Origin of the sequence: Erwinia aphidicola (assembly GCF_014773485.1) — a bacterium.
Classification (GTDB): domain Bacteria; phylum Pseudomonadota; class Gammaproteobacteria; order Enterobacterales; family Enterobacteriaceae; genus Erwinia; species Erwinia aphidicola.
The window spans coordinates 930,725-955,007 of sequence record NZ_JACXBP010000001.1; the positions used below are offsets into that span (position 1 = coordinate 930,725).

Genomic DNA, 24,283 nt, shown 5'->3' on the forward strand with positions numbered 1-24,283 from the left:
CCCCTCTCTTCTGCACCTGCGTTATTGAGGCCGCTATGTCAGACACTCAACAGTTCAATTTTGACCGGCTAGTCGATCGCCACGGCAGCTGGTGTACGCAGTGGGATTTTGTCGCCGACCGCTTCGGCCAGGACGATTTACTGCCCTTTACCATCTCCGATATGGATATCCCCACCGCTCCGGCGGTGATCGAGGCGTTGCAGCAGCGCGTGTCGCACGGCGTGCTCGGCTACAGCCGCTGGCAGCATGACGATTTCCTCGGTGCCATCAGCCGCTGGTATCAGCAGCGTTTTGAGGTCAGCGTGGATCGCCAGCAGATTGTTTACGGGCCCTCGGTGATTTATATGGTGGCGCAGATGCTGCGCCGCTGGTCACAGCCCGGTGACGGCGTGGTGATCCACACGCCCGCCTACGATGCCTTTTATAAAGTGATCGAAGGCAATCAGCGCCGGGTGATGACGCTGCCGCTCAGCCAGCGTGACGGTGAATGGCAGTGCGATATGGCGGCGCTGGAGGCGTTGCTGGCCAGTCCGCAGTGCAAAATCCTGCTGCTGTGCAGCCCGCATAATCCCACCGGTAAAGTGTGGCGCCGTGCGGAGCTGCAGCAGATGGCCGCGCTGTGTGCCCGCTATCAGGTGCGCGTTATCAGCGACGAGATCCATATGGATATGGTCATGGACCAAAGCCGCCATATCCCCTGGAGCTGCGTCGGCCGCGGGCAGTGGGCGCTGTTTACCTCGGCGTCCAAAAGCTTCAATATTCCGGCGTTAACCGGTGCCTATGGCTTTATCAGCGATGAAGAAGATCGCGCAGCGTGGTTCCAGGCATTAAAAAATGCCGACGGCCTCTCTTCCCCCGCTATCCTGGCAGTGGCCGCCCATATCGCCGCCTATCAGCACGGCGCGGCGTGGCTGGATGCGCTGCGCGACTATCTGCGCGCCAACCTGCAGCATGTTGCCCAGCGCCTCAACGCGGCGTTTCCCACGCTTCACTGGCAGCCACCGCAGGCGACCTACCTGGCGTGGATTGACCTCAATCCGCTGGGCATTGACGATGGCGAACTGCAGCGCGAGCTGATTGAGCAGCAGAAGGTGGCGATCATGCCGGGCAGTACCTACGGTGAATGCGGGCGCGGCTGGCTGCGCTTTAACGTGGGCTGCCCACGCAGCAAGGTGGATGACGGGCTGGATCGCCTGATCGCCGCCCTGCACAACTGCCTGAAAACGCGCGCTTAGCCGCCCTCTTTGCGCAGATAAGCAACGACCAGCAGCGCCGTTGCGCATTTTGCTGGCGTTGTTGCGCAAAGAGTTTTTATAATGCTCTGCACTTTACGATAACAACAGAGAGTGCCGACATGATCGATTCCCAGCTTCCCCTCACCGATATCCATCGCCATCTTGACGGCAATATTCGCGCCCAAACCATTCTCGACTTAGGCCGCGAGTTTAATCTTACTCTCCCTGCCACTACTCTGGAGCTTCTGCGCCCGCACGTGCAGGTGATTGAAGCGGAGCCGGACCTGGTGAGCTTCCTCAACAAGCTCGACTGGGGAGTAAAAGTGCTGGGCTCGCTCGATGCCTGCCGCCGCGTGGCGCTGGAAAACGTCGAGGACGCGGCACGCGCCGGGATCCACTATGCTGAGCTGCGCTTCTCGCCGGGCTATATGGCGATGACCCACAACCTGCCGGTGGCGGGCGTGGTGGAAGCGGTGATCGACGGCATTAAGGCGGGCTGCGGCAAGCACAATATTGACGTGCGCCTGATTGGCATTATGAGCCGCACCTTCGGTGAGGAAGCCTGCCTGCGCGAGCTCGACGGCCTGCTGGCGCACCGCGACAGCATTACCGCACTCGACCTGGCGGGTGATGAGCTGGGCTTCCCGGGCAGCCAGTTCCTCAGCCACTTTAACCGCGCGCGTGACGCCGGGCTGCGCATTACCGTGCATGCCGGTGAGGCCGCCGGGCCGGAAAGCATCTGGCAGGCGATCCGCGAGCTGGGCGCGGAGCGTATTGGTCACGGAGTAAAAGCGGTGCAGGATCCGGCGCTGATGGAGTTCCTCGCGCAGCACGGGATTGGCATTGAGTCGTGCCTGACCTCCAATATCCAGACCAGCACCGTGGCCTCGCTGGCACAGCATCCGCTGAAGGCCTTCCTTGACCACGGTATCCTCGCCACCATCAATACCGACGATCCGGCGGTTCAGGGGATTGAGATCGGTCACGAATACGAAATTGCCGCCCCGGCAGCAGGTTTGAGCAGGGAGCAGATGCGCGTGGCGCAGGAGAATGGCCTGAAGATTGCGTTCCTCAGCGATGCCGAGAAAGCCGCAGTGCGGGCGCGTGCCGCAGCGTAATTAATGACGCGGGTCGACCGGAAAAAATGGTCTCCATCACGGCCTATGCCAATCCTTAACACGGGTCGACCGGAAAAAATGGTCGACCCCTACGGTAGGGGCCGACCTTCTTTTTCGGTCGGCCCTTTTCACGGCGTAATCCTATTTCAACGACAGGGTCTGGCGCTTCTCGGCGGACTGTAAGCCCAGCTCGATCAGCTCCATCACCTGAATCGCCTCTTCCGCCTGCACCGGGTTTTCACCCACGCCGTTAATCGCATCGCGAATGCCCGCATAGTAAGCCGGATAGTTGCCAGGAATAGTCAGCAGGCTCTTCTCGACCATTGCATCACCTTCGGCCAGCGTCAGCACGCCGTCGCGCATATCGTAGCCCCAGTCTTCCTGCGGCGGGCGCGCCCCGGCTTTCAGCGCATCCTCCTGCGGATCAAGGCCAAACTTCACAAAGCTGCCTTTGGTACCGTGCACCTGATAGCGCGCCGATTGGGCGGCAACCAGCATGCTGGCGTGCAGCACCACGCGGCGCTGAGGATAGGTCAGCGTGCAGTGGAAGTAGTCGGTGGTTTGCGCCCCCGGGCGCAACTCGGCGGCATCGAGAGTAATCGCCACCGGGGAGCCAAACAGCTGCAGCGCCTGGTCAATCACGTGTGGCCCCAGATCGTACCAGATGCCGCTGCCCGCGCCTTTCTGCTCGCGCCAGCGCTGCTGCACGGTTGGGCGGAAGCGGTCAAAGTGCGACTCAAAGTAGCGTACATCGCCCAGCGTGCCGTCAGCCAGCAGCGCTTTAAGGGTGAGGAAATCACTGTCCCAGCGGCGGTTATGGAACACCGACAGCAGCAGCCCTTTGGCTTTTGCCAGCGCGTCCAGCTCGCGCGCCTGTGACAGCGTCACGGTAAACGGTTTGTCGACAACCACATGTTTTCCGGCATTTAGCGCGGCTTTGGCCAGCGGGAAGTGGGTATCGTTTGGGGTGGGAATGACAATCAGCTGCAGGGTTGGGTCGTCGAACAGTGCCTGAGGGTCGGACACCACCTGCACCGAAGGCCAGTCCGCATGAACTTTGCCGGCATCGCTGCTGGAAACGGCGGCCAGCTCCATCTCAGCAGTGCCTGAGATTAGGGGTGCATGGAAGGTTTTGCTGGCGAAGCCGTAGCCCACCAGACCAACACGAATTTTATCACTCATTAGAATCCCTCTCGTAGTTACCCCGTTGATTTAAGTCGATCGACGGGGCAACCACAAGAAGGATTTACCCTAAAAGCTATTCATTGGCACGGCGCGGTAAGTGCCAGGTCTCCTGGGCGACCAGCGCATCGTGTGCATCCAGGCTGCGACGGCGGAAATCGCTGGGGCTGACGCCCGCGCGCTTGCGGAATACGCGGGAAAAGTAGAGTTGATCGTCATAGCCCACTTCGCGCCCGATGCTGGCGATCGGTTCCTGGGTAGTTTGCAGCAGCAGCTTGGCGCGGATCACCCGCTGATCCTCTCGCCAGCGCAGCAGGTTGACCCCCATCTGCTCGCGGAACAGGTGCGCCAGCCGCGACGGTGACAGGCAGACATGCTTCGCCACCTCTTCAATTTTCACCTCCGCCGCCAGATTGTTGGTGACGTACTGGCAGGCTTCGACCACGCGCGCATCGCGGATCTGCTGATGGCTGCGCGGATCTTCCTGCACCGCCCGCAGCAGCAGGCGCTCCAGCAGATTCATCGCCAGCTCCTCGGCAAAGCGCCGCCCGGAGTTGTGGGTGTGTTCGATATTGGCGAACAGGCGGTCAAACTCGCCGCGCAGCGACTCCGGCAGGCGCAGGCGCCCCACGCCCTGCGCTTCATCCTGCCACTCCAGCCAGTCGCTCCAGTAGGCGCGCGGGCGGAAATAGACCCAGCGGTGATACCAGCTGTCGCTGTCAGGCGAACGGCCGTAATAGTGCGGAGTTTTCGGCTGAAACAGCAGCAGGTCGCCCGGTTCGCAGTCAAACGCCGCCTCGCCGTCACACACCCGGCCACGCCCTTTAATCGTCAGGTTGAGAATGTAGCCCTTCATGCCGTGCGGGCGATCGATAAAGAAATCGAGCGGCCCGTCAGCGTTGATGGGGGTCAGCCCGGCCACCAGCCAGGCGCTAAACGGATACCCCGGAAGCAGCGGGTTGGATTGCGCCACCGGCGCCAGACGATGATACATAACCCCTCCTGTCAGGCCGCTTTGGCTTTTTGTTTGTAACGGTCAAAAATCACCGCCGCTAACAATATCAGACCGCGCACCACGTACTGTGAGAAAGGCGAGATATTGAGTAAATTCATCGCATTCTCAACCGTTCCGAGGATTAACACCCCGGCAACCACATAGGAAATCTTACCAATCCCCCCCTTCAGCGACACGCCACCGAGCACGCAGGCAGAAATCACAATCAGCTCATAGCCGAGCGAGGTCATTGGCTGGCCGCTGGTCATGCGCGAGGCGAGGATAATGCCCGCCGCCGCCGACACCAGCCCGGAGAGGATAAAGATGATAATGCGCGTGCGCACCACCGGCACCCCGGCCAGCCTTGCCGCCTCTTCATTACCGCCAATCGCCAGCGTATTGCGGCCAAAGGTGGTTTTGTTCAGCAGGAAACCGAACAGCACCAGAGTGACTATCGTCAGCCACACCGGCGCAGGAATGCCCAGCCAGCTGGCGTAGCCGAGCGCGAAGAAGCGCTCGTCTTCGATACCGACCGCCTTACCGTCGGAGAAGATATACGCCAGCCCGCGCACAATCTGCATGGTCGCCAGCGTGGTGATCAGGGCGTTAATTTTCAGTTTAGCAATGACAAAGCCGTTGATCAGGCCGCAGGCGACGCCGAGCAGTAGCCCCGCCGCCACGCCGATCCACAGGCTTTCGGTCATGTTGATCACCACCGCGCACACCACCCCGGCACAGGCAATCACCGAGGCGACCGACAGGTCAAAATCACCGGACGCGAGGCAGAACAGCATGCCGCAGGCCACCATACCGGACATCGACATTGCCAGGCCGAGGCCTTTCATATTGATCAGGCTGCCGAAGTTCGGCACAAACACCGTGCAGGCGATAAACAGCGCGGCAAACACCACCAGCATGCCGAAGTTGTCCCAGATGCGCCAAAGGCTGAAGCGTGATGGGGCGGCTGGCGTCCCGGTTGAAGTTGTCGTAGACATCGGTTTCTCCTGCATGTCAGGCCACCTGGGTGGCAGGTTTAGCGGTTTTTGGCATCGCCAGACTTAAGGTCAGCGCTTCCGTTGCGTCGTTGTGGTCCAGCTCCCCGGCGATTTCGCCTTCGCGCATCACCAGGATCCGGTCGGCCAGCCCCATCACTTCCGGCAGATCGCTGGAGGCAAACAGCACCGCAATCCCCTGTTCGGCCAGCGCGTAAATCAGCTGATAGATCTCATTTTTTGCTCCGACATCAATGCCGCGCGTTGGCTCGTCGAGCAGGATCACTTTCATCTCTTCCGACAGCCAGCGGCCAAGGATGGCCTTCTGCTGATTGCCACCCGACAGGTTCATAATCAGCTGGTCAGCCGACGGGGTTTTGATATTCAGTGAGCGAATATGCGCCCCGGCGTTTTTCGCTTCCCAACCTTTGTTGATCAGACAGCCGGCGGTAAGGTTGTTGCGCCGGGCGCTGATGTTGATGTTGTCGCGCACCGAATGCACCGGGATGATGCCGTCGGCCTTGCGGTCTTCCGGGCAGAGCATGATCCCGGCACGAATGGCCTCAATCGGCTCACGCAGATTGAGCACCTCGCCATCGAGGCGCAGCTCGCCGCTGATGAGACGCGTGGCGCCGAACAGCCCTTTCATCAGTTCGCTGCGCCCGGCGCCGACCAGGCCGAACAGCCCGACGATCTCCCCGGCTCGCACGCTGAACGACACCGCGCTGCGCACGCCTTTGGCCTGGACATTGTCGAGCTGCAGGCGCACTGCACCGTGCGCACGCGGGCGGTAGCCGTAGATATCGCCGATTTCACGCCCGACCATTGCCTGCACCAGCAGGTCGTTGGTGGTGGTTTGCATATCGGTGAAGGTGCGCACGTAGCGGCCATCTTTAAATACGGTGATTGCATCGCTAAGGGCGAAAATCTCCTCCATGCGGTGCGAGACGTACAGCACCACTTTGCCATCGGCGCGCAGCTGGCGGATAACACGGAACAGCTGGTCGATTTCCCGCGCAGACAGTGAGCTGGTCGGTTCGTCAAAGGCGATCACTTTGGCGTTGCGCGCCAGCGCTTTGGCAATTTCCACCATCTGCCACTGGCCGAGCGACAGGTATTTCAGCGGCAGATCCGGGTCGATATCCATGCCGAGCGTTTTTAGCTGGCGCGCGGCTTCGGCACGCAGCTTCGCCCGGTTAACCAGCCCGCCGCGCTGCGGCAGCTGGCCTAAGAAGATGTTTTCTGCCACCGACATTTCCGGCACCAGATGCAGTTCCTGATAGATAATCGCTACCCCGGCATTCAGCGCATCGGTGGTGTGCTGGAAGTTAGCCGGCTGGCCTTGAATGCGGATCTCTCCACTGCTGGCCTGATAGCTGCCGCTGAGGATCTTCAACAGCGTCGATTTGCCCGCGCCGTTCTCGCCCATCAGGGCATGCACTTCCCCGGCATAGCAGTCAAAACTGATATCCTGCAGCGCTTTTACGCCGGGAAAGGTTTTGCCTATGCCGTGAAAGCTCAGATAAGCGGGTTGCGTGGTCATAGTGTCTCCTCCTGCACGTTGAGCGTTTGCAGCGGGCGGACCGAAAAAGAGGGTCCGCCCCTACCGCATTCTTTAACCGTAGGGGCCGATCCTTTGTTTCGATCGGCCCGCAGTCCGCCTCATCACCATGGTCGAACCGTAGGGGTCGGGCATGCCCGACCCGTTGTCACTGATTACATCAGCCCTTTCTTCGCCAGTTCGGCTTTGAAGTTATCGCGGGTAATCAGTACCACGTCGGTCACTTCGGTGAACTTGGCAGGCTCGGTGCCGTTGGTCACCCAGTCATGCAGCATCTTGATACTGCGGTAGCCGTGCACGTCCGGGCTTGGCAGCAGAGAGCCGTAGAAGCCGGTCGCGGCACCTTTCGACAGTTCGCTTACCGCATCCACTCCATTAATCCCGATGCCAATGACGTCGGCCGCCTTAAAGCCCTGGCCTTCGGTGGCGCGCACGCCGCCCAGCACGGTGTTGTCGTTCATACCCACGATCAGCCAGTGCTTCACCTCCGGATGCTGCACCAGCAGGGAGTTACCGGCATCAAACGCGCCGGGAATATCGTTGGATTTGGTTGGGATCTGATAAATCTGTTTTTCCGGGAATCCAGCAGCCTTCAGCGCATCCATCGACCCGCCGGTGCGGCGACGGGCGGTATCCAGCTCGTTGGCGGTGATCGCCATTACCGCCGTCTCTTTCGCATCCCAGCCGCGTTTCTGCATCTCTTTGTACAGCTCCTGCCCCTGGCGCTCGCCGATTTTGGTTGCGGCCATCATCACCAGCGGCACGCTATCCATCGGTTTACCTTTGGCGGTGACGAACTGGTCATCAACGGCGATCACCTTCAGGTCATAGCTGCGCGCTTTCGCGACAATGGCGGAGCCCAGTTTTGGGTCCGGCGTACAGATAACGAACCCCTTCGCGCCGCTGGCGGCCAGGCTGTCGATGGCGTTCAGGGTTTTCTCACCGTCCGGCACGGCGATTTTAATCACCTCAAAGCCCATCTCTTTACCGGCCTTATCGGCGAACTTCCATTCGGTCTGGAACCACGGCTCTTCCGGCTGCTTCACCAGAAAACCGAGTTTCATGGTCTCCGCCATAGCGGATTGTGACATAACGGCGGCGAGGCCAATCGCGGCCAACGCTTGAGTGAATTTGTGCATGAGGCTCTCCGGCTCAGTGCCCGCTTTACGCGGGTTTGTGTAAACGGTAACAATCGGATGTTCATAAATTTAAAAGCTGCTATTCAATACCTTACCTGAGCACTGACGGCGTTACAGTGACGGTAGTGCGCTAGTTTTACCCGCATGCAAGGGAAAATTTGTAGAGCGCTATCACACCCTGAAATTACAGTCGTTTTGTCCATCTATTCAGCCAGTTTAACCGTCACGCAACATTTGAAGCCCATCACATAACCCCCGCTGATGGCAGAAAAGTGCATATTTGCAGCCAGCCGCACCTAACGTGATTGCCGCGAGCTTTCCAGGATAGAGGGACATGAAAAAAGCCTGTTCTGAAAATAACGGAGAACAACTATGCATAAGGGTGCGATTACCCTCGGTCTGGATTTTGGCAGCGATTCGGTGCGGGCACTGGCAGTGGAGTGCGCCAGCGGGCGCGAGCTGTTTAAGCAGGTCGTGGCCTACCCACGCTGGAAGGCCGGGCACTACTGTATGCCGGCGCGCAACCAGTTCCGCCATCACCCACAGGACTACATTGACGCGCTGGAGCAGGCCATACGTGACGTTGTCACGAAGATGACGCCCGAGCAGCGCCAGAATGTGGTGGGCATCGGCGTCGATTCTACCGGCTCCACCCCCGCGCCAATCGATCGCGAAGGCCGGGTGCTGGCGCTGCGCCCGGAGTTTGCTGATAACCCTAATGCAATGTTCGTGCTGTGGAAGGACCACACCGCCATTGAAGAGGCCGAGGCGATTACCCGGCTGTGCCACAGCGGCGAATATCAGGACTATTCACGCTTTATCGGCGGCATTTACTCCTCTGAATGGTTCTGGGCCAAAATCCTGCACGTCAGCCGCAGCGATGCGGCGGTGCGTGAGGCGGCAGTCTCCTGGGTGGAGCTGTGCGACTGGGTACCGGCGCTGCTGAGCGGCACCACTGCCCCGGCAGAGCTGAAGCGCGGGCGCTGCGCCGCCGGGCATAAATCGCTGTGGCACCCGCTATGGCAGGGTTTACCGGACGCGCAGTTTCTTAACGCGCTCGACCCGCTGCTGACCCGCGACCTCGATCACCCGCTGTTTCACGATACCTTCACTGCCGAGCTCCCCGTGGGCGTGCTGAGCGCTGAATGGGCCGAACGGCTCGGCCTGCCTGGCAGTGTCACTATTTCCGGCGGTGCGTTTGACTGCCATATGGGCGCGGTTGGGGCCGGGGCGCAGCCCTACACGCTGGTGAAAGTGATCGGCACCTCGACCTGCGACATCCTGATCGCCGATGCTGAGCGCGTCGCCGATCGGGCAATCAAAGGTATCTGCGGCCAGGTCGACGGCAGCGTGATGCCGGGAATGATCGGGCTGGAGGCCGGGCAGTCGGCGTTTGGCGATATGTATGCCTGGTTCAGCCGCCTGTTGAGCTGGCCGCTGGTGCAGGCCGCTCAGCAACAGCCTGAACTCAGACCGCAGCTGGAAGCGATGCAAAACGATCTGCTGCAGCAGCTTACCGCCGCCTGGGCCGCCGACCCGCAGCTTGACCATCTGCCGGTGGTGCTTGACTGGTTTAACGGCCGCCGCACGCCGTTCGCCAACCAGCGCCTGAAAGGGGTGATTACCGACCTGAATCTCGGCACCGATGCGCCCACGCTGTTCGGCGGTTTTATCGCCGCCACCGCCTTTGGCGCCCGCGCCATTATGGAGTGCTTCGAACAGCAGGATATCCCGGTGCAGCAGGTGCTGGCACTGGGCGGCATTGCGCGCAAATCGCCGGTCATCATGCAGGTGTGCTGCGATGTGATGAACCGCCCGCTGGATATCGTCGCCTCCGACGAGTGCTGTGCGCTCGGCGCGGCGATTTTTGCCGCCGTCGCCGCCGGCGTTTATCCCGATATTCCGAGCGCGCAGGCCCAGATGGCCAGCCCGCTGGCGCAGACCCTGCAGCCCGATCCGCAGCGCGTGGCCCGTTTCCAGCAGCTTTATCAGCGTTACCTTCAGTGGTGTGAATGCGCTGAGCCGCAGTTTGCCCCATCAACCTCTTCGTCAGCTAGTTAAGGAACCGTTTTATGACACAGTTAAACGCCCAGAGCGTATGGTTTGTGATTGGTACGCAGCATCTGTACGGTGCGGAAACCCTGCGCCAGGTGGAGCAGCACGGCCAGCAGGTGGTCGAGGGCCTGAATCGTGCCGGGATTCTGCCCTTTACACTCCAGCTTAAGCCGCTGGTAAAAACCCCCGATGAAGCGCTGGCCCTGTGCCGCGAGGCCAATCACGATCTTGGCTGCTTAGGGATCGTTACCTGGCTGCACACCTTCTCCCCGGCCAAGATGTGGATTGGCGGGCTGAGCGTGCTGAACAAGCCACTGCTGCAGCTGCATACCCAGTTCAACGCGGAAATCCCGTGGGACAGCATGGATATGGACTTTATGAACCTGAACCAGACCGCGCACGGCGGCCGCGAGTTCGGTTTTATCGGCGCGCGCATGCGCCTGCCGCATCAGGTGGTGACCGGCCACTGGCAGGATCGAACCACCCAGCAGCGTATCGGCCAGTGGATGCGCGGTGCCGCCGCGCTGCAGGCCAGCCAGCAGCTGAAGGTGGCGCGCTTTGGCGACAATATGCGCGAAGTGGCGGTAACCGAGGGTGATAAAGTCGCGGCGCAGATCCAGTTTGGCTACGCAGTGAATGGCTGGGGCGTTGGCGATTTGGTCGAGGTGATCAACCAGGTGAGCGACGGCGACGTCAGCACGCTGATTGACGAATACGAGAGCCAGTATGAATTTTCCGCTGCGGCGGCGATCGGCGGCGATAAGCGGCAAAACGTGCTGGATGCGGCGCGGATTGAGCTGGGGATCAAGCGCTTCCTCGACGCCGAGGGCTGCCGCGCCTTCACCACTAACTTCCAGACGCTGCACGGCATGACGCAGCTGCCGGGGCTGGCGGTGCAGCGCCTGATGCAGCAGGGCTACGGCTTCGCCGGAGAAGGCGACTGGAAAACCGCCGCCCTGCTGCACATCTTCAAAGTCATGGCGGGCAGCCAGCCGGGCGGGACGTCCTTTATGGAGGATTACACCTACCACTTCGCGCCGGGTAACGACCTGGTGCTCGGTTCACATATGCTGGAAGTGTGCCCGACCATCGCGCGTGAAGCTAAACCACTGCTCGACGTCCAGCCGCTGGGCATCGGCGGCAAGGCTGACCCGGCGCGCCTGATCTTCTCGGCACCTGCCGGGCGAGCGGTAAATGCCAGCGTGATTGATATGGGCGACCGCTTCCGCCTGCTGGTCAACGTGGTGGATACCATTGAACAGCCGCAGGCGCTGCCTAAGCTGCCGGTGGCGCGTGCGCTGTGGCGTGCGCAGCCGTCGCTGGCCACCGCGTCAGAGGCGTGGATCCTCGGCGGCGGCGCGCACCACACGGTGTTCAGCCAGGCGCTGACGGTGGAGGATATGCGCCTGTATGCCGAGCTGAATGGCATCGAGGCGCTGGTGATTGACGAAGAGACCACGCTGCACGGCTTCCGCGATGCACTGCGCTGGAACGAGGCGTATTACCGTCTGAATCAGCGGTAATCCTGCAGGCAGGAAACAACAAGGGCGGCCCCATAAACAGGTGCCGCCCTTTTATTTTGCACCTTCCGGCTGACCGGAAAAGAGGGTCAGCCGCTACAGGGGCCGGGTAGGTCAGCCGCTACAGGGTCTGTAGGGGTCGACTATTTTTTCCGGTCGACCCATTTTCCCACCGTTTCAGGATATCAACCGTTTCACTGGCGCATTCTGCTGGCGATCCCACATCACGGTCAGCAGGCGTTGCAGGGCAATAAAGGCGAACAGCAGGATGCCGATGGCGATCTTGGTCCACCACGAGCTGAGCGTACCGTCGAAGTTAATCCATGTCTGGATCAGCCCCTGAATCAGCACGCCGAACAGCGTCCCCAGCACGGTGCCAACGCCGCCGGAGAGCAGCGTGCCGCCAATCACCACCGAGGCAATGGCATCCAGCTCCACGCCCATCCCCGCCAGCGCATAGCCCGCCGAGGTGTAGATTGAAAAGACGATGCCCGCCAGCGTCGCCAAGCCGGATGAGAGCATATAAATGCGCACCGTGGTGCTGCGCGTCGAAATGCCCATCAGCTGCGCCGAGGTGGCGTTGCCGCCAATGGCATATACCTGATTACCGAAGCGGCTGCGGTGCGCCAGCAGGATGCCAAAGGCCACCACCACCAGCATGATCACCGCCAGCAGGCTGAGCCGCCCGCCGCCGGGAATTTTCCACGCCATCGACGACAGCGTGGCATACAGCGGATGGTCGATCGGCAGCGAGCTTTCCGCCACCAGATAGCTGCTGCCGCGCAGGAAGAACATCCCCGCCAGGGTGATAATAAACGCCGGGATTTTCAGCGCGTCGATCAGCCAGCCCATAAAGGCGCCAAACGCCGAGCCCATCACCATCACCAGCGCAAACGCCAGCCACGGATCGAGGTGGAAATCACCAATCGCGCGGGCGAGAAACACCCCGGTAAAGGCGATCACCGCGCCGACCGACAGATCGATACCGCCGGAAAGGATCACAAAAGTCATCCCAACCGCAATAATGCCGAGGAAGGCGTTATCGGTAAGGATATTGGCGATCACCCGCGTTGAGGCGAAGCCGGGAAACTGACTGAGGCAGAACAGGTAGCCCGCTACAAATACCAGCAGGGTAATCATTAACGGCAGATGACGTTTAATCACGGCGGCGCCCTCGTTTAAACAGTTGAATAAAGCGCGGCGACTGCAGCAGCAGCACCACCATTACCACCACCGCTTTGACCACCTGGTTCAGCTCCGGCGGGAAGCCGGAGAGCAAAATCCCGGTGTTCATCGCCTGTATAATCAGTGCGCCAATCAGCGACAGCAGCAGGTTAAAGCGGCCGCCCATCAGCGACGCCCCGCCAATCACCACCGCCAGAATCGCATCCAGCTCCAGCCACAGCCCGGCGTTGTTGGCATCGGCACCGCGAATATCCGCCGCGACGATCAGCCCGGCCACAGCCGCGCACAGGCCGCTCAGCAGATAGGTACTCATCACGACCAGCCAGCCGTTCACCCCGGCATTGCGCGCGGCGCGCAGGTTGATGCCGACGGCCTCGATAAACATCCCCAGCGCGGTTTTGCGCGTCAGCAGCCAGACCAGCAGCGCCAGCGCCAGGGTGATCCACATCGGCACCGGGAACAGCAGCAGCGTGCCGCTGCCAAGCTGCGCCAGCGAGTCGCTGTTAAAAGTGACTATCTGCCCCTGGGTGATCAGCTGCGCGATGCCGCGTCCCGCCACCATCAGGATCAGCGTGGCGACAAACGGCTGGATCTTCAGCAGCGCCACCAGCACGCCGTTCCACAGGCCGCACAGCAGGCCGCTGCCCAGCGTCACCAGAATAATCACCGGCAGGCTGTGCCCGGCCACGGTCAGCGTCGCCGCCGTGGCTCCGGCTATCGCCATCACCGCCCCGACCGACAGATCTATCCCGCCGGTGGCGATCACCAGCGTCATCCCTATCGCCAGAATCGCCACCGGCGCAGCGCGGTTAAGGATATCTATCGGGCTGCCGAACAGCCGACCATCCTGCACATGAATAGCAAAGAAGTTATTGGCCACCAGGCTGTCGATCAGCAGCACCAGCAGCAGCGCGCCAATCTGCGGCAGGCCCGGCGGCAGTTTACGTTTCTGCATCGGCGGTTTCCCCGTCAATAAGTGGGAATCAGGCATGTTGCTCCCCTCCCGCCGCAATGGCGTTAACAATGGAGGCAACGGAGAGCTGCTCCAGCGGAATCTCCGCCACCTGCTGGCGATCGCGCAGGATCAGCACGCGGTCGGCGTAGCCCACCAGCTCTTCCAGCTCGGAGGAGATCACCAGCAGCGCCAGGCCATCGGCACACAGGGTCTCAATCAGGCGGATGATTTCGGCGTGGGCGCCAACATCAATGCCGCGCGTCGGTTCATCAAGGATCAGAAACTGCGGTTTGGTCACCAGCCAGCGCGACAGCAGTACTTTCTGCTGATTGCCGCCGGAGAGCAGCTCAACCGGCTGATCGGCGTCCGGAGTGCGAATGCCAAGGCTCTTGATATAGCGGTCGGCCACCTGCTGCTGTTCGCGGCGTGGGATGGGCCGCAGCCAGCCGCGCTGCGCCTGCAGAGCCAGAATGATATTTTCCCGCACCGAAGCGGCACCGATAATACCGTCGGTTTTGCGGTCTTCCGGGCAGAAGCCCATGCCGAGGCGAGACGCCTGCGCCGGGGAGCGAATGGTTTTGGCTTTACCCTTGATAAAGGCGCTGCCGCTGTCGGCACGCTTAATGCCGAACAGCAGCTCGGCGGTTTCGGTACGCCCGGATCCCAGCAGGCCAGCCAGCCCGACCGCTTCGCCCGGGCGCACGCTCAGGCTGAACGGCTCGATGGTGCCTTTCTTGCCGTAATTTTTAAATTCCACCACCGGCTGATGACTTTTCAGCGTGCTGCCCGCGCGCTGCAGCGCGGTTTCCAGCAGCTCACGGCCGAGCATCAGTTTGATCAGCTCAATCTGCGGCAGGGAATGGGTATCGCGCGTGGCAATAAACTGCCCGTTGCGCAGCACCGTAATACGGTCGGTGACGCGGTAAACCTGGTCGAGAAAGTGGGTGACAAACACCAGGCTCATCCCCTTTGTCTTCAGCTGTCTCATCAGCGTGAACAGCATCTCGACTTCGCTGGCGTCCAGGCTGGCGGTGGGTTCATCGAGGATCAGCACCTGAGCGGAGAGATCCACGGCGCGGCAGATAGCAATGATCTGCTGCATTGCCACCGAGTACTGGCCCAGCGGGCGGGTGACATCCAGCTCGAAACCGTAGTCGTTGAGTAATTTCACCGCGCGCTGGTTTAGCGTTTTACGGTCTATCAGGCCAAAACGTTTCGGTTCACGCCCGATAAACAGATTATCGGCAACCGACATATTCGGCAGCAGGTTCACTTCCTGATACACCGTGCCGATGCCCAGCTGCTGTGCCTCGGCGGTATTGCGCGGATTGATCGGGTTTCCGGAGAGGGTAATGGTGCCAGCATCGCGCTGATAAACGCCGGTCAGCACTTTAATCAGGGTCGATTTCCCGGCCCCGTTTTCCCCCAGCAGCGCCATGATTTCACCGGGACGCAGGTCGAAAGAGACATTATCCAGCGCCCGCACGCCGGGAAAGGACTTACTGACGCCGCTAATGGCAAGCAGCGGCGGTGGAGAGGAGTCGATGGTCATACGCGTGCCTCACGCCATGAAAAAAGCCGCCCTCAGGGCGGCCCGGGGATCAGTAACCCATACCTTTTTTCTTATCCAGCTGGGCCTGGGCATCAGCAGGAAGGAAAAGTTTCGATTCGGTTTTGATGATCTTCGGCGGCATGGTGCCGTCTTTTTTAAGTTTTTCCAGCGCGTCGAAAGCCGGGCCGGCCATATTTGGCGTCAGCTCGACGTTGGCATTGGCTTCACCTGCCAGCATCGCTTTATAAATATCCGGCACGCCGTCAATGGAGCCGGTGAGAATATCTTTACCCGGTTTCAGACCGGCCTCTTTAATCGCCTGAATGGCACCGATAGCCATATCATCGTTATGGGCGTAAACCATGCAGATGTTTTTACCGTTGTTCTCTGCCTTGATGAAACTCTCCATCACCTCTTTACCCTTGCTGCGGGTAAAATCGCCGGACTGCGAACGGATCACTTTAATATTTGGCGTGTTGGCAATCGCTTCAGCGAAGCCCTTCTTACGGTCAATCGCCACGCTGGCGCCGACGGTACCCTGTAGCTCAACCACGTTACACGGCTTGCCCGCCTGCTGTTTCACCAGCCAGTCACCGATTAGCTTACCTTCATAGACGTTGTCGGCGGTGACGACCGCCTGATACAGCGATTTATCTTTGACCACGATAGCGCGGTCCAGCAGGAATACCGGGATTTTGGCGTCTTTCGCTTCTTCAAGCACCGGCTCCCAGCCGGTCTGGACTACCGGAGCAATGAAGATGGCATCCACGCCTTGGGCAATAAACGAACGCACTGCCTTGATCTGGTTCTCCTGTTTTTGCTGCCCGTCGGCGATTTTCAGCGTGATACCGCGCTTTTGCGCTTCACTTTTCGCCACGCTGGTCTCTGCGGCTCGCCAGCCCGATTCCGAGCCAACCTGAGAGAAACCAACAGTCATGGATTCAGCCAGCGCCGGAGCCGCCAGGCTGGCACTGATGAGGGTGGATAAGAGTAAACGCTTCCACATGATCATTTTTCCTCTGATGGGATTTTATCGAATAGGGTTAAGAGCCACTTAAGCCTGTACTATTCACCAAAAAACATTTTCGACAATGCTCACAAAACGCAACAAAACAAATGGCTTACGCCAACCCCGCGCCCCAGGCCTTAGCGGGTCGATATGGAAAAATCACGCAGTGGGTGCCAAATTGAGGTTAAATAACTGTAATAAACAGAAGCGTTTGCGCCGCAATCATTTGGAAGCGATTACAATACCGCGTGCAGTTCTGTCGCCGCCGTGCGGCGCGGTTGCGACGTCGGGTAAAGTGTGGATTTGTGAGCTGTTACACAGTTTGCTAAATTCCGGCAAAACGCTGGCCTGCAGCCGGGCGATGTGAGTCGGTGACAGGAAGTGGATAGCGGCGCGCAATAAAATGAACCTAAATACCACTAAATCAATAAGCGGTATAAAAATTCCTAGAAAACTCTTAAAAAATCTATTTCAGCCCCGAATATCTTCATCATTAGTCTGAATTTACCTATTTCATCGCGAACTTTCTGGACTCTTTTTTGCCAAATAATATACTTATCACTCACTATTCCGTTCGCAAATGGCCAATATGACCGCTCAAGACTATTTGTTAAAATTTCGCAAAGTTAATTCCCTGGAAACTCTGGAAAAACTCTTCGACCATCTCAACTATTCCCTTAACGATGATGGTGAAATTATTCAGATGTACCGCGCTGCCGATCACCGTCGCGCAGAACTGGTTTCCGGCGGTCGCCTGTTTGACCTTGGACGCGTGCCAAAAACTGTCTGGCGCTACGTCGTTTAAGGTTCCAGTTCGCTCTGGTTAATGACCTGGCGCATGAAGTTCCGTATAATCCTTTTCTGATATGAGGTGTATCCTGACGGTGCACCTTTTGCCTTGATGGCAGAGTTTGCTGACTGGATAAGGATGAATAAGTGGCTGTTGATACTAAACCGCGCCTGGCAGGCTGGCTGCTGGTGCCGCTGGCATGGCTGATCATGACCTTGCTGACCAGCGCGCTGGTGATGGCAATGTATTTAAGCGCCCTGCTCGACCCGGCGATGCGTAACGCGCTGTTCAGCCATGAAAGCAACGCATTATGGCAGTGGGGAGCCTCGCTGCTGACCTCTACCGTAGTCTGGTGCTACAGTGCCTGGGTGACGTGGATCTTCTGTCAACGCTCGCGTCGGCTGCCGCGCCACTACATTTTGTGGCTGCTACTCACCGTGCTGCTGGCGGTGAAGACTTTTGCCTTCTCTCCGGTGGCCGATGGTGCGGCAATTCGGACTTTACTGATCGCCCTGCTGGCGGCAGCGGTACTGGTGCCTTATTTCAAGCGTTCTCAACGCGTTAAGAACACTTTCATCGAACCGTGATGGCGAAATAAACGTCAAGAATTTAATCCTGAGTGCGCTGGCGTCGGACACCCGCCGCGCAACGGTTGTGATGGCGTAGCCAATATCCGATAATGTGCTGCTTTTGACTTTTCTTCAGGCGTAATAATGACCGAATACCTGCTTCTCTTTATTGGCACAGTGCTGGTGAATAACTTCGTCCTGGTGAAGTTTCTCGGCCTTTGTCCCTTCATGGGCGTTTCCAAAAAACTGGAAACGGCAATTGGCATGGGACTCGCCACCACCTTTGTTATTACCCTGGCCTCTATCTGTGCATGGCTGGTCAATCACCTGATCCTGCTGCCGCTCGATCTGGTCTACCTGCGCACCATGGCCTATATCCTGGTGATTGCCGTGGTCGTGCAGTTCACCGAAATGGTGGTGCGTAAAACCAGCCCTGACCTCTACCGCCTGCTGGGTATCTTCCTGCCGCTGATCACCACCAACTGTGCGGTGCTTGGCGTGCCGCTGCTTAGCGTCAACCTCAATCACACTTTCCTGCAGGCCGCGCTGTTCGGCTTTAGCGCCTCTATCGGCTTCTCGCTGGTGATGGTGCTGTTCGCCGGCATCCGCGAGCGCCTGGTGCTCGCCGATGTGCCCGCGCCGTTTAAGGGTTCATCGATTGCACTGGTCACCGCCGGCCTGATGGCGCTGGCGTTTATGGGCTTTACCGGACTGGTGAAGTTCTGATGAGTGCGATTTGGATTGCTGTGCTGGTTCTTAGCGCACTTAGCCTGGTGTTGGGGGGGCTGCTGGGCTACGCCTCGCGCCGCTTCGAAGTGGAAGAAGACCCGATTGTCGAACAGATTGACGCTATTTTGCCGCAGAGCCAGTGCGGGCAGTGCGGTTATCCCGGCTGCCGCCCCTATGCCGACGCGGTGGGTAATAACGGCGAACTGATCAACAAATGCGCGCCCGGCGGCGAGCAGACCATGCTGAAACTGGCGGCGCTGCTTAACGTCGACCCGCAGCCGCTGGGTGAAGAGGCCGCTTTGGAGCCAGAGCGTAAAGTGGCGTGGATTGACGAAGCCAACTGCATCGGCTGCACCAAGTGCATTCAGGCCTGCCCGGTGGATGCAATTGTCGGCGCCACCCGCGCGATGCACACCGTGCTGAGCGATGTCTGTACCGGCTGCGACCTGTGCGTTGCTCCCTGCCCGACCGACTGCATTGAAATGCGTCCGGTTGCTACCACTACTGCCAACTGGAAATGGGACCTGCAAACCATTCCGGTGCGGGTGATCACTGTAGAAAGTCATGCTTAATCTGCTCAACTACTTTAAAAAAGATCGGCTTTGGGACTTCGAAGGTGGCATTCATCCACCGGAGATGAAGACCCAGTCAAACGGCACGCCGCTGCGCCAGCTGCCGCTGCCCGCCCAGTTTATACTGCCGCTGAAACAGCATATCGGTAACGAAGGCGAGATCTGCGTGCGCCCCGGCGACGCTGTCCTGCGCGGCCAGGCGCTGACCTTTGGCAATGGCCGTATGCTGCCGATCCACGCGCCAAGCTCCGGTACCGTGAGCAAAATCGCCCCGCATATGACTGCGCATCCCTCCGCGCTGGCGGAGATGTGCATCTTTATCACTCCGGACGGCGAAGACCGCTGGATTGATAAGCAGACGCTGAGCGACTATCGCAGCCTGGACCGCCAGGAGGTGGTGCGCCGCGTGCATCAGGCTGGCGTTGCCGGGCTGGGCGGCGCGGGCTTCCCTACCGCCACCAAGCTGAAGGGCGGGCTGCGCGGGGTCAATACCCTGATTATCAATGCCGCCGAGTGCGAGCCTTATATCACCGCCGACGATCGCCTGATGCAGGACTGCGCCGCAGAAGTGCTGGAAGGCTGCCGCATTCTGGCGTGGACGCTGCAGGCGGAGCGCACCCTGATCGGCATTGAAGATAACAAACCGGAAGCGATTGCCGCGCTGAAAGCCGCCCTGGGCAACGCGCGCGATATGGAGATCCGCGTCATCCCCACCAAATATCCTTCCGGTGGCGCCAAACAGCTGACGAAAATTCTCACCGGTAAAGAGGTGCCGCACGGCGGGCGCTCTACCGATATCGGCGTGCTGATGCAGAACGTCGGCACCGCCTATGCCGTTAAGCGCGCGATTATTGACGGCGAGCCGCTTACTGAACGCGTTATTACCCTGACCGGTGAGTCGGTGCGCCAGCCTGGCAACGTCTGGGGCCGCCTCGGCACGCCGATCAGCCATCTGCTGCATCACGCCGATTTCGCACCGGGTGCCGAACAGATGGTGGTCATGGGTGGCCCGCTGATGGGCTTCACCCTGCCGACGCTGGATGTGCCGGTGGTGAAAATCACCAACTGTATTCTCGCACCCGCCGCCTCTGAGATGGGCCACAACGAGCCGGAGCAGGGCTGCATCCGCTGCAGCGCCTGCGCCGACGCCTGCCCGGCCGCCCTGCTGCCGCAGCAGCTTTACTGGTACAGCCGCGGCGGCGATCACGACAAAGCGCGCGAGCATAATATTGCAGACTGCATTGAGTGCGGCGCCTGTGCTTATGTCTGCCCGAGTAATATCCCGCTGGTGCAGTATTACCGCCAGGAGAAGGCCGAGATTCAGGCTATCGATCTGGAAGCCGAGCGTACTGCCCTGGCCAAGGCGCGTTTTGAAGCGCGTCAACAGCGCCTGGAGCGGGAAAAAGCGGCGCGTGAAGCGAAGCACCAGCAGGCCAAACGCAGCGTGGCTATCACCGACGCCGATGCGCTTAACGCCGCGCGCGAACGCGTGAAGGCGAAGCAGGCCGCCGCTGCCGCACCGCTCGATGACGACGCGGCGGCAGCTCAGCGTGCAGCCCGCCAGGCGGAAGCCCGCGCGCGCCAGGCTGAGCAACAGGCCAGCAGCGAACCGGTGACGCGCCAGGCAGACGATCCGCGCAAAGCCGCCGTTGAAGCCGCGATTGCCCGCGCCAAAGCGAAGAAAGCCGAAGCCAGCGCGGCCATCGCTGAGCCGCCGGCAACCGCCGATACGCCGCCAGCCGCTGACCCGCGTAAAACGGCGGTGGAAGCGGCTATCGCCCGTGCCAAAGCGAAGAAAGCCGCGCAGGCCGCCGTTGCTGAACCGCAACCGGCTGCGGCAGAACAACCGGCACCTGCCGCCGACCCTCGCAAGGCGGCCATCGAAGCCGCTATTGCCCGCGCCAAAGCGAAAAAAGCCGCGCAGGCCGCCGAAGCTCTGCCAGAAGTCACCCCTGAACAACCCGAACCCCGTCAGGAAGAGGCGCCCGCCGCCTCCCCTGAGGATGCACGTAAAGCGGCGGTGGCAGCGGCCATTGCACGCGTGAAAGCGCGTAAATCGCAGCAGCCGTCGACGCAAGAGGATTAAATGGCATTTCGTATTGCAAGCTCGCCCTATACTCATAACCGCCGTAGCACCAGCACCATTATGCTGCTGGTGCTGCTGGCAGCCGTACCCGGCATGGCCGTGCAGTGCTGGTACTTTGGCTGGGGTAACCTGATCCAGGTGCTGATCGCGGCGGCTGCCGCTATCGCGGCTGAAGCGGCTATCCTGCGGTTGCGCAAGCTGCCGCTGGCGGAGACGCTGAAGGATAACTCCGCGCTGCTGACCGCCCTGCTGCTCGGCATCAGCATCCCGCCGCTGGCGCCGTGGTGGCTGATTGTTATCGGCACGCTGTTTGCGGTGATTATCTCCAAGCATCTTTACGGCGGCCTCGGTCAGAACCCGTTCAACCCGGCGATGGTCGGCTACGTGGTGCTGCTGATCTCCTTCCCGGTGCAGATGACCAGCTGGCTACCGCCGGACGTGCTGCAGGGCATCAGCCCGACCTTTGGCGACACCCTGAGTATGATCTTCCATTTCCATACGCTTGACGGCCACAGCATGCAGCAGCTGCAGGTGGGGATCGACGGCATCAGCCAGGCTACGCCGCTCGACACCTTCAAAACCGGGCTGCGCGCCGGCCATTCGGCTGAAGAAGTGCGCGCCATGCCGATTTACGGCGGCGTGCTGGCCGGCCTGGGCTGGCAGTGGGTCAACGTGGCGTTCCTGGCCGGGGGCATTTTCCTGCTGTGGACGCGCAGCATCCGCTGGCATATCCCGGTGAGCTTTATCGCCTCGCTGGCGTTCTGCGCCACGCTCGGCTGGCTGCTGTCACCGGACAGCCTGGTATCTCCGCTGGTGCATCTGTTCTCCGGGGCCACCATGCTGGGCGCATTCTTTATCGCCACCGACCCGGTGACCGCCTCCACCACCAATAAAGGCCGCCTGCTGTACGGCGTGCTGATTGGCCTGCTGGTGTGGCTGATCCGCAGCTTTGGCGGCTATCCGGACGGCGTGGCATTTGCCGTGCTGCTGGCGAATATCTGCGTGCCGCTGATTGACTACTACACGCAGCCGCGCGTATACGGACACCGTAAGGGTAAATGATGCTGGACGCGATTCGTAAAAACGGCGTAACGCTGGCGGTGTTTGCCGCTATCACCACCGGCCTGACGGCGGTGATTAATGCGGTAACCAAGCCGACTATTGAACATCAGACCGCCGTACAGCAGAAGATCCTGCTGGACCAGGTGGTGCCGCCCGAGCTGTATGATAATAAAATTCAGCAGGAGTGTTACGTTGTCACTAATCCGGCACTGGGCAACGGCAGCCCGCACCACCTCTATCTGGCGCGCAAGGGTGATAAACCCGTGGCAGCGGCGGTGGAAACTACCGCGCCTGACGGCTACTCTGGCAATATTCAGCTGATTGTCGGCGCCAGCTTTGACGGCACGGTGTACGGCACCCGCGTGGTGGAACATCATGAAACACCGGGTCTTGGCGATAAAATCGAGCTGCGAATCTCTGACTGGATCATGAGCTTTAACGGCAAAAAAGTGACCGGCGCGGATGACAGCCATTTCGCGGTGAAGAAAGACGGTGGCGACTTCGACCAGTTTACTGGCGCAACGATTACGCCGCGTGCGGTGGTCAATGCGGTGAAGCGCACAACGTTGTATATTGAAACCTTACCGGGGCAACTGTCCTCGTTGCCATCCTGTGGAGACGCCAATGAGTGAAGCAAAAACCCTGCTGGTCGGCGGGCTGTGGAAGAATAACTCCGCGCTGGTGCAGCTGCTGGGCCTCTGCCCGCTGCTGGCCGTGACTTCGACCGCTACCAACGCCCTCGGCCTTGGTCTGGCCACTACCCTGGTGCTGACCTGCACCAACAGCGGCATCTCCCTGTCGCGCCGCTGGGTGCCATCTGAAATCCGTATTCCGATTTACGTGATGATTATCGCGGCCGTGGTCAGCTGCGTGCAGATGCTGATCAATGCCTATGCCTACGGCCTGTATCAGTCCCTGGGGATCTTCATCCCGCTGATCGTCACCAACTGTATCGTGGTGGGCCGCGCCGAAGCGGTGGCGTCCAAAAGCCATGTCGGGCTGGCGGCGCTGGACGGTATGGCGATTGGCCTCGGCGCCACCAGCGTGATGGTGGTGCTGGGCTCTATCCGTGAAATTATCGGCAACGGCACCATCTTTAACGGCGCAGACCAGCTGCTTGGCCCGTGGGCAAAGGCGATGCGCATTGAAGTGGTGCATTTCGACTCGCCAATGCTGCTGGCGATGCTGCCGCCGGGCGCGTTTATCGGCCTCGGCATGCTGCTGGCGGCAAAATATCTCATCGACAATAAGATGAAACAGCGCGCCGCGCTGAAAGCAGAACAGGAGAGTGCTGCTATGCCGGAAGGAAAAACTGCGCAGTGAACAAGGATAAGCGTCACGAGATTCTGGTGCGGCTGCGGGACAATAACCCGCACCCCACCACCGAACTGAACTTCACTTCCCCGTTTGAACTACTGATTGCGGTGCTGCTCTCCGCGCAGGCCACCGACGTCAGCGTAAACAAAGCGATGGCCAAACTCTACCCGGTAGCTAATACGCCTGCGGCGATTCTGGCACTTGGCGTAGACGGGGTGAAGGAGTACATCAAAACCATCGGCCTGTTTAACAGCAAGGCCGAGAACGTGATCAAAACCTGCCGCATTCTGGTCGAGCAGCACGGCGGAGAAGTGCCGGAGAGCCGCGAGGCGCTGGAAGCGCTGCCGGGCGTGGGGCGAAAAACCGCTAACGTGGTGCTGAACACCGCCTTTGGCTGGCCGACCATCGCCGTCGATACCCATATTTTCCGCGTCTGCAACCGCACGCGCTTTGCGCCGGGTAACAACGTGGAACAGGTGGAAGAGAAGCTGCTGAAGGTGGTACCGAAGGAGTTTAAGGTCGACTGCCACCACTGGTTTATCCTGCACGGTCGCTACACCTGCATTGCGCGTAAACCGCGCTGCGGCTCCTGCCTGATTGAAGATTTATGCGAGTTCCGCGAGAAAACGGAAGTATAAAAAAACCCGCCAACTGGCGGGTT

Annotated in this window: 22 protein-coding genes; 13 read left to right on the forward strand and 9 right to left on the reverse strand. The window is 60.0% G+C overall.

Going from position 1 to position 24,283, the window contains the following annotated elements; translation table 11 throughout:
* Window positions 1–35 precede the first annotated feature (35 nt).
* A complete protein-coding gene (locus tag ID864_RS04295; RefSeq protein WP_191149461.1) occupies window positions 36–1,235 on the forward strand; it encodes a MalY/PatB family protein in 1,200 nt (399 codons plus the stop codon).
* Window positions 1,236–1,354: 119 nt separating this feature from the next.
* A complete protein-coding gene (gene add / locus ID864_RS04300) occupies window positions 1,355–2,353 on the forward strand; it encodes an adenosine deaminase (RefSeq protein WP_048916097.1) in 999 nt (332 codons plus the stop codon).
* 141 nt (window positions 2,354–2,494) lie between these two features.
* Here add and ID864_RS04305 read toward each other — a convergent pair whose 3' ends face one another.
* From ID864_RS04305 to ID864_RS04325, 5 genes are all read right to left on the reverse strand, one after another.
* The gene (locus ID864_RS04305; RefSeq protein WP_048916098.1) at window positions 2,495–3,535 is read right to left on the reverse strand and encodes an oxidoreductase; all 1,041 of its coding nucleotides are present in this window, start codon (window positions 3,533–3,535) and stop codon (window positions 2,495–2,497) included.
* Window positions 3,536–3,611: 76 nt separating this feature from the next.
* A complete protein-coding gene (gene araC, locus ID864_RS04310; protein WP_048916099.1) occupies window positions 3,612–4,529 on the reverse strand; it encodes an arabinose operon transcriptional regulator AraC in 918 nt (305 codons plus the stop codon).
* Window positions 4,530–4,540: 11 nt separating this feature from the next.
* Entirely contained in the window at window positions 4,541–5,524 is a 984-nt protein-coding gene (gene araH, locus ID864_RS04315; RefSeq protein ID WP_048916112.1) for an L-arabinose ABC transporter permease AraH, read from the reverse strand.
* Window positions 5,525–5,540: 16 nt separating this feature from the next.
* Window positions 5,541–7,064 carry an L-arabinose ABC transporter ATP-binding protein AraG gene (gene araG, locus ID864_RS04320; protein WP_048916100.1) on the reverse strand — a complete coding sequence of 508 codons (1,524 nt, stop codon included), beginning with the start codon at window positions 7,062–7,064 and terminating at the stop codon, window positions 5,541–5,543.
* Between the two features lie 173 nt (window positions 7,065–7,237).
* Window positions 7,238–8,221, reverse strand: a complete 984-nt coding sequence (locus ID864_RS04325; protein WP_048916101.1) for an arabinose ABC transporter substrate-binding protein — start codon at window positions 8,219–8,221, stop codon at window positions 7,238–7,240.
* 372 nt (window positions 8,222–8,593) lie between these two features.
* Here ID864_RS04325 and ID864_RS04330 point away from each other — a divergent pair, with 372 nt between their 5' ends.
* Window positions 8,594–10,282 (forward strand): ribulokinase, encoded by a 1,689-nt coding sequence (locus ID864_RS04330; protein WP_191149462.1) that lies wholly within the window; start codon window positions 8,594–8,596, stop codon window positions 10,280–10,282.
* Between the two features lie 11 nt (window positions 10,283–10,293).
* The gene (araA, locus tag ID864_RS04335) at window positions 10,294–11,799 is read left to right on the forward strand and encodes an L-arabinose isomerase (protein ID WP_048916103.1); all 1,506 of its coding nucleotides are present in this window, start codon (window positions 10,294–10,296) and stop codon (window positions 11,797–11,799) included.
* Between the two features lie 174 nt (window positions 11,800–11,973).
* On the opposite strand, the gene yjfF is transcribed toward araA, so the two are convergent.
* From yjfF to ytfQ, 4 genes are read right to left on the reverse strand one after another with little or no spacing between them, the layout of a single operon-like run.
* A complete protein-coding gene (gene yjfF / locus ID864_RS04340) occupies window positions 11,974–12,960 on the reverse strand; it encodes a galactofuranose ABC transporter, permease protein YjfF (RefSeq protein WP_048916104.1) in 987 nt (328 codons plus the stop codon).
* Window positions 12,953–13,972: a galactofuranose ABC transporter, ATP-binding protein YtfT gene (gene ytfT, locus ID864_RS04345; protein WP_099753664.1), complete on the reverse strand. Its 1,020-nt coding sequence runs from the start codon at window positions 13,970–13,972 to the stop codon at window positions 12,953–12,955. The genes yjfF and ytfT overlap by 8 nt, the downstream gene beginning before the upstream one ends.
* Complete coding sequence (ytfR, locus tag ID864_RS04350) at window positions 13,965–15,488, reverse strand: galactofuranose ABC transporter, ATP-binding protein YtfR (protein ID WP_048916106.1); 1,524 nt, start codon at window positions 15,486–15,488, stop codon at window positions 13,965–13,967. Before ytfR ends, ytfT begins: the two co-directional genes overlap by 8 nt.
* Window positions 15,489–15,537: 49 nt before the next feature.
* Window positions 15,538–16,494, reverse strand: a complete 957-nt coding sequence (ytfQ, locus tag ID864_RS04355; RefSeq protein ID WP_048916107.1) for a galactofuranose ABC transporter, galactofuranose-binding protein YtfQ — start codon at window positions 16,492–16,494, stop codon at window positions 15,538–15,540.
* Between the two features lie 592 nt (window positions 16,495–17,086).
* On the opposite strand from ytfQ, the gene ydgT reads away from it, so the two are divergent.
* The 9 genes from ydgT (at window position 17,087) to nth (ending at window position 24,260) form a co-directional block, all read left to right on the forward strand.
* The gene (ydgT, locus tag ID864_RS04360) at window positions 17,087–17,302 is read left to right on the forward strand and encodes a transcription modulator YdgT (protein ID WP_048916113.1); all 216 of its coding nucleotides are present in this window, start codon (window positions 17,087–17,089) and stop codon (window positions 17,300–17,302) included.
* A gap of 131 nt (window positions 17,303–17,433) precedes the next feature.
* Window positions 17,434–17,874, forward strand: coding sequence for a DUF2569 domain-containing protein (locus ID864_RS04365; RefSeq protein WP_048916108.1), 441 nt, complete (start codon window positions 17,434–17,436; stop codon window positions 17,872–17,874).
* A gap of 126 nt (window positions 17,875–18,000) precedes the next feature.
* On the forward strand, window positions 18,001–18,582 hold the full coding sequence (rsxA, locus tag ID864_RS04370) for an electron transport complex subunit RsxA (RefSeq protein ID WP_048916109.1): 582 nt from the start codon (window positions 18,001–18,003) through the stop codon (window positions 18,580–18,582).
* Window positions 18,582–19,157, forward strand: coding sequence for an electron transport complex subunit RsxB (rsxB, locus tag ID864_RS04375; RefSeq protein WP_048916110.1), 576 nt, complete (start codon window positions 18,582–18,584; stop codon window positions 19,155–19,157). Before rsxA ends, rsxB begins: the two co-directional genes overlap by 1 nt.
* Window positions 19,150–21,243, forward strand: a complete 2,094-nt coding sequence (gene rsxC, locus ID864_RS04380) for an electron transport complex subunit RsxC (protein ID WP_191149463.1) — start codon at window positions 19,150–19,152, stop codon at window positions 21,241–21,243. Before rsxB ends, rsxC begins: the two co-directional genes overlap by 8 nt.
* Complete coding sequence (gene rsxD, locus ID864_RS04385; RefSeq protein WP_048916114.1) at window positions 21,244–22,305, forward strand: electron transport complex subunit RsxD; 1,062 nt, start codon at window positions 21,244–21,246, stop codon at window positions 22,303–22,305.
* Window positions 22,305–22,937, forward strand: a complete 633-nt coding sequence (gene rsxG, locus ID864_RS04390) for an electron transport complex subunit RsxG (RefSeq protein WP_048916115.1) — start codon at window positions 22,305–22,307, stop codon at window positions 22,935–22,937. Before rsxD ends, rsxG begins: the two co-directional genes overlap by 1 nt.
* Window positions 22,930–23,628 (forward strand): electron transport complex subunit E, encoded by a 699-nt coding sequence (locus ID864_RS04395; RefSeq protein WP_048916116.1) that lies wholly within the window; start codon window positions 22,930–22,932, stop codon window positions 23,626–23,628. Before rsxG ends, ID864_RS04395 begins: the two co-directional genes overlap by 8 nt.
* Window positions 23,625–24,260: an endonuclease III gene (gene nth, locus ID864_RS04400; RefSeq protein ID WP_048916117.1), complete on the forward strand. Its 636-nt coding sequence runs from the start codon at window positions 23,625–23,627 to the stop codon at window positions 24,258–24,260. The genes ID864_RS04395 and nth overlap by 4 nt, the downstream gene beginning before the upstream one ends.
* Window positions 24,261–24,283 lie beyond the last annotated feature (23 nt).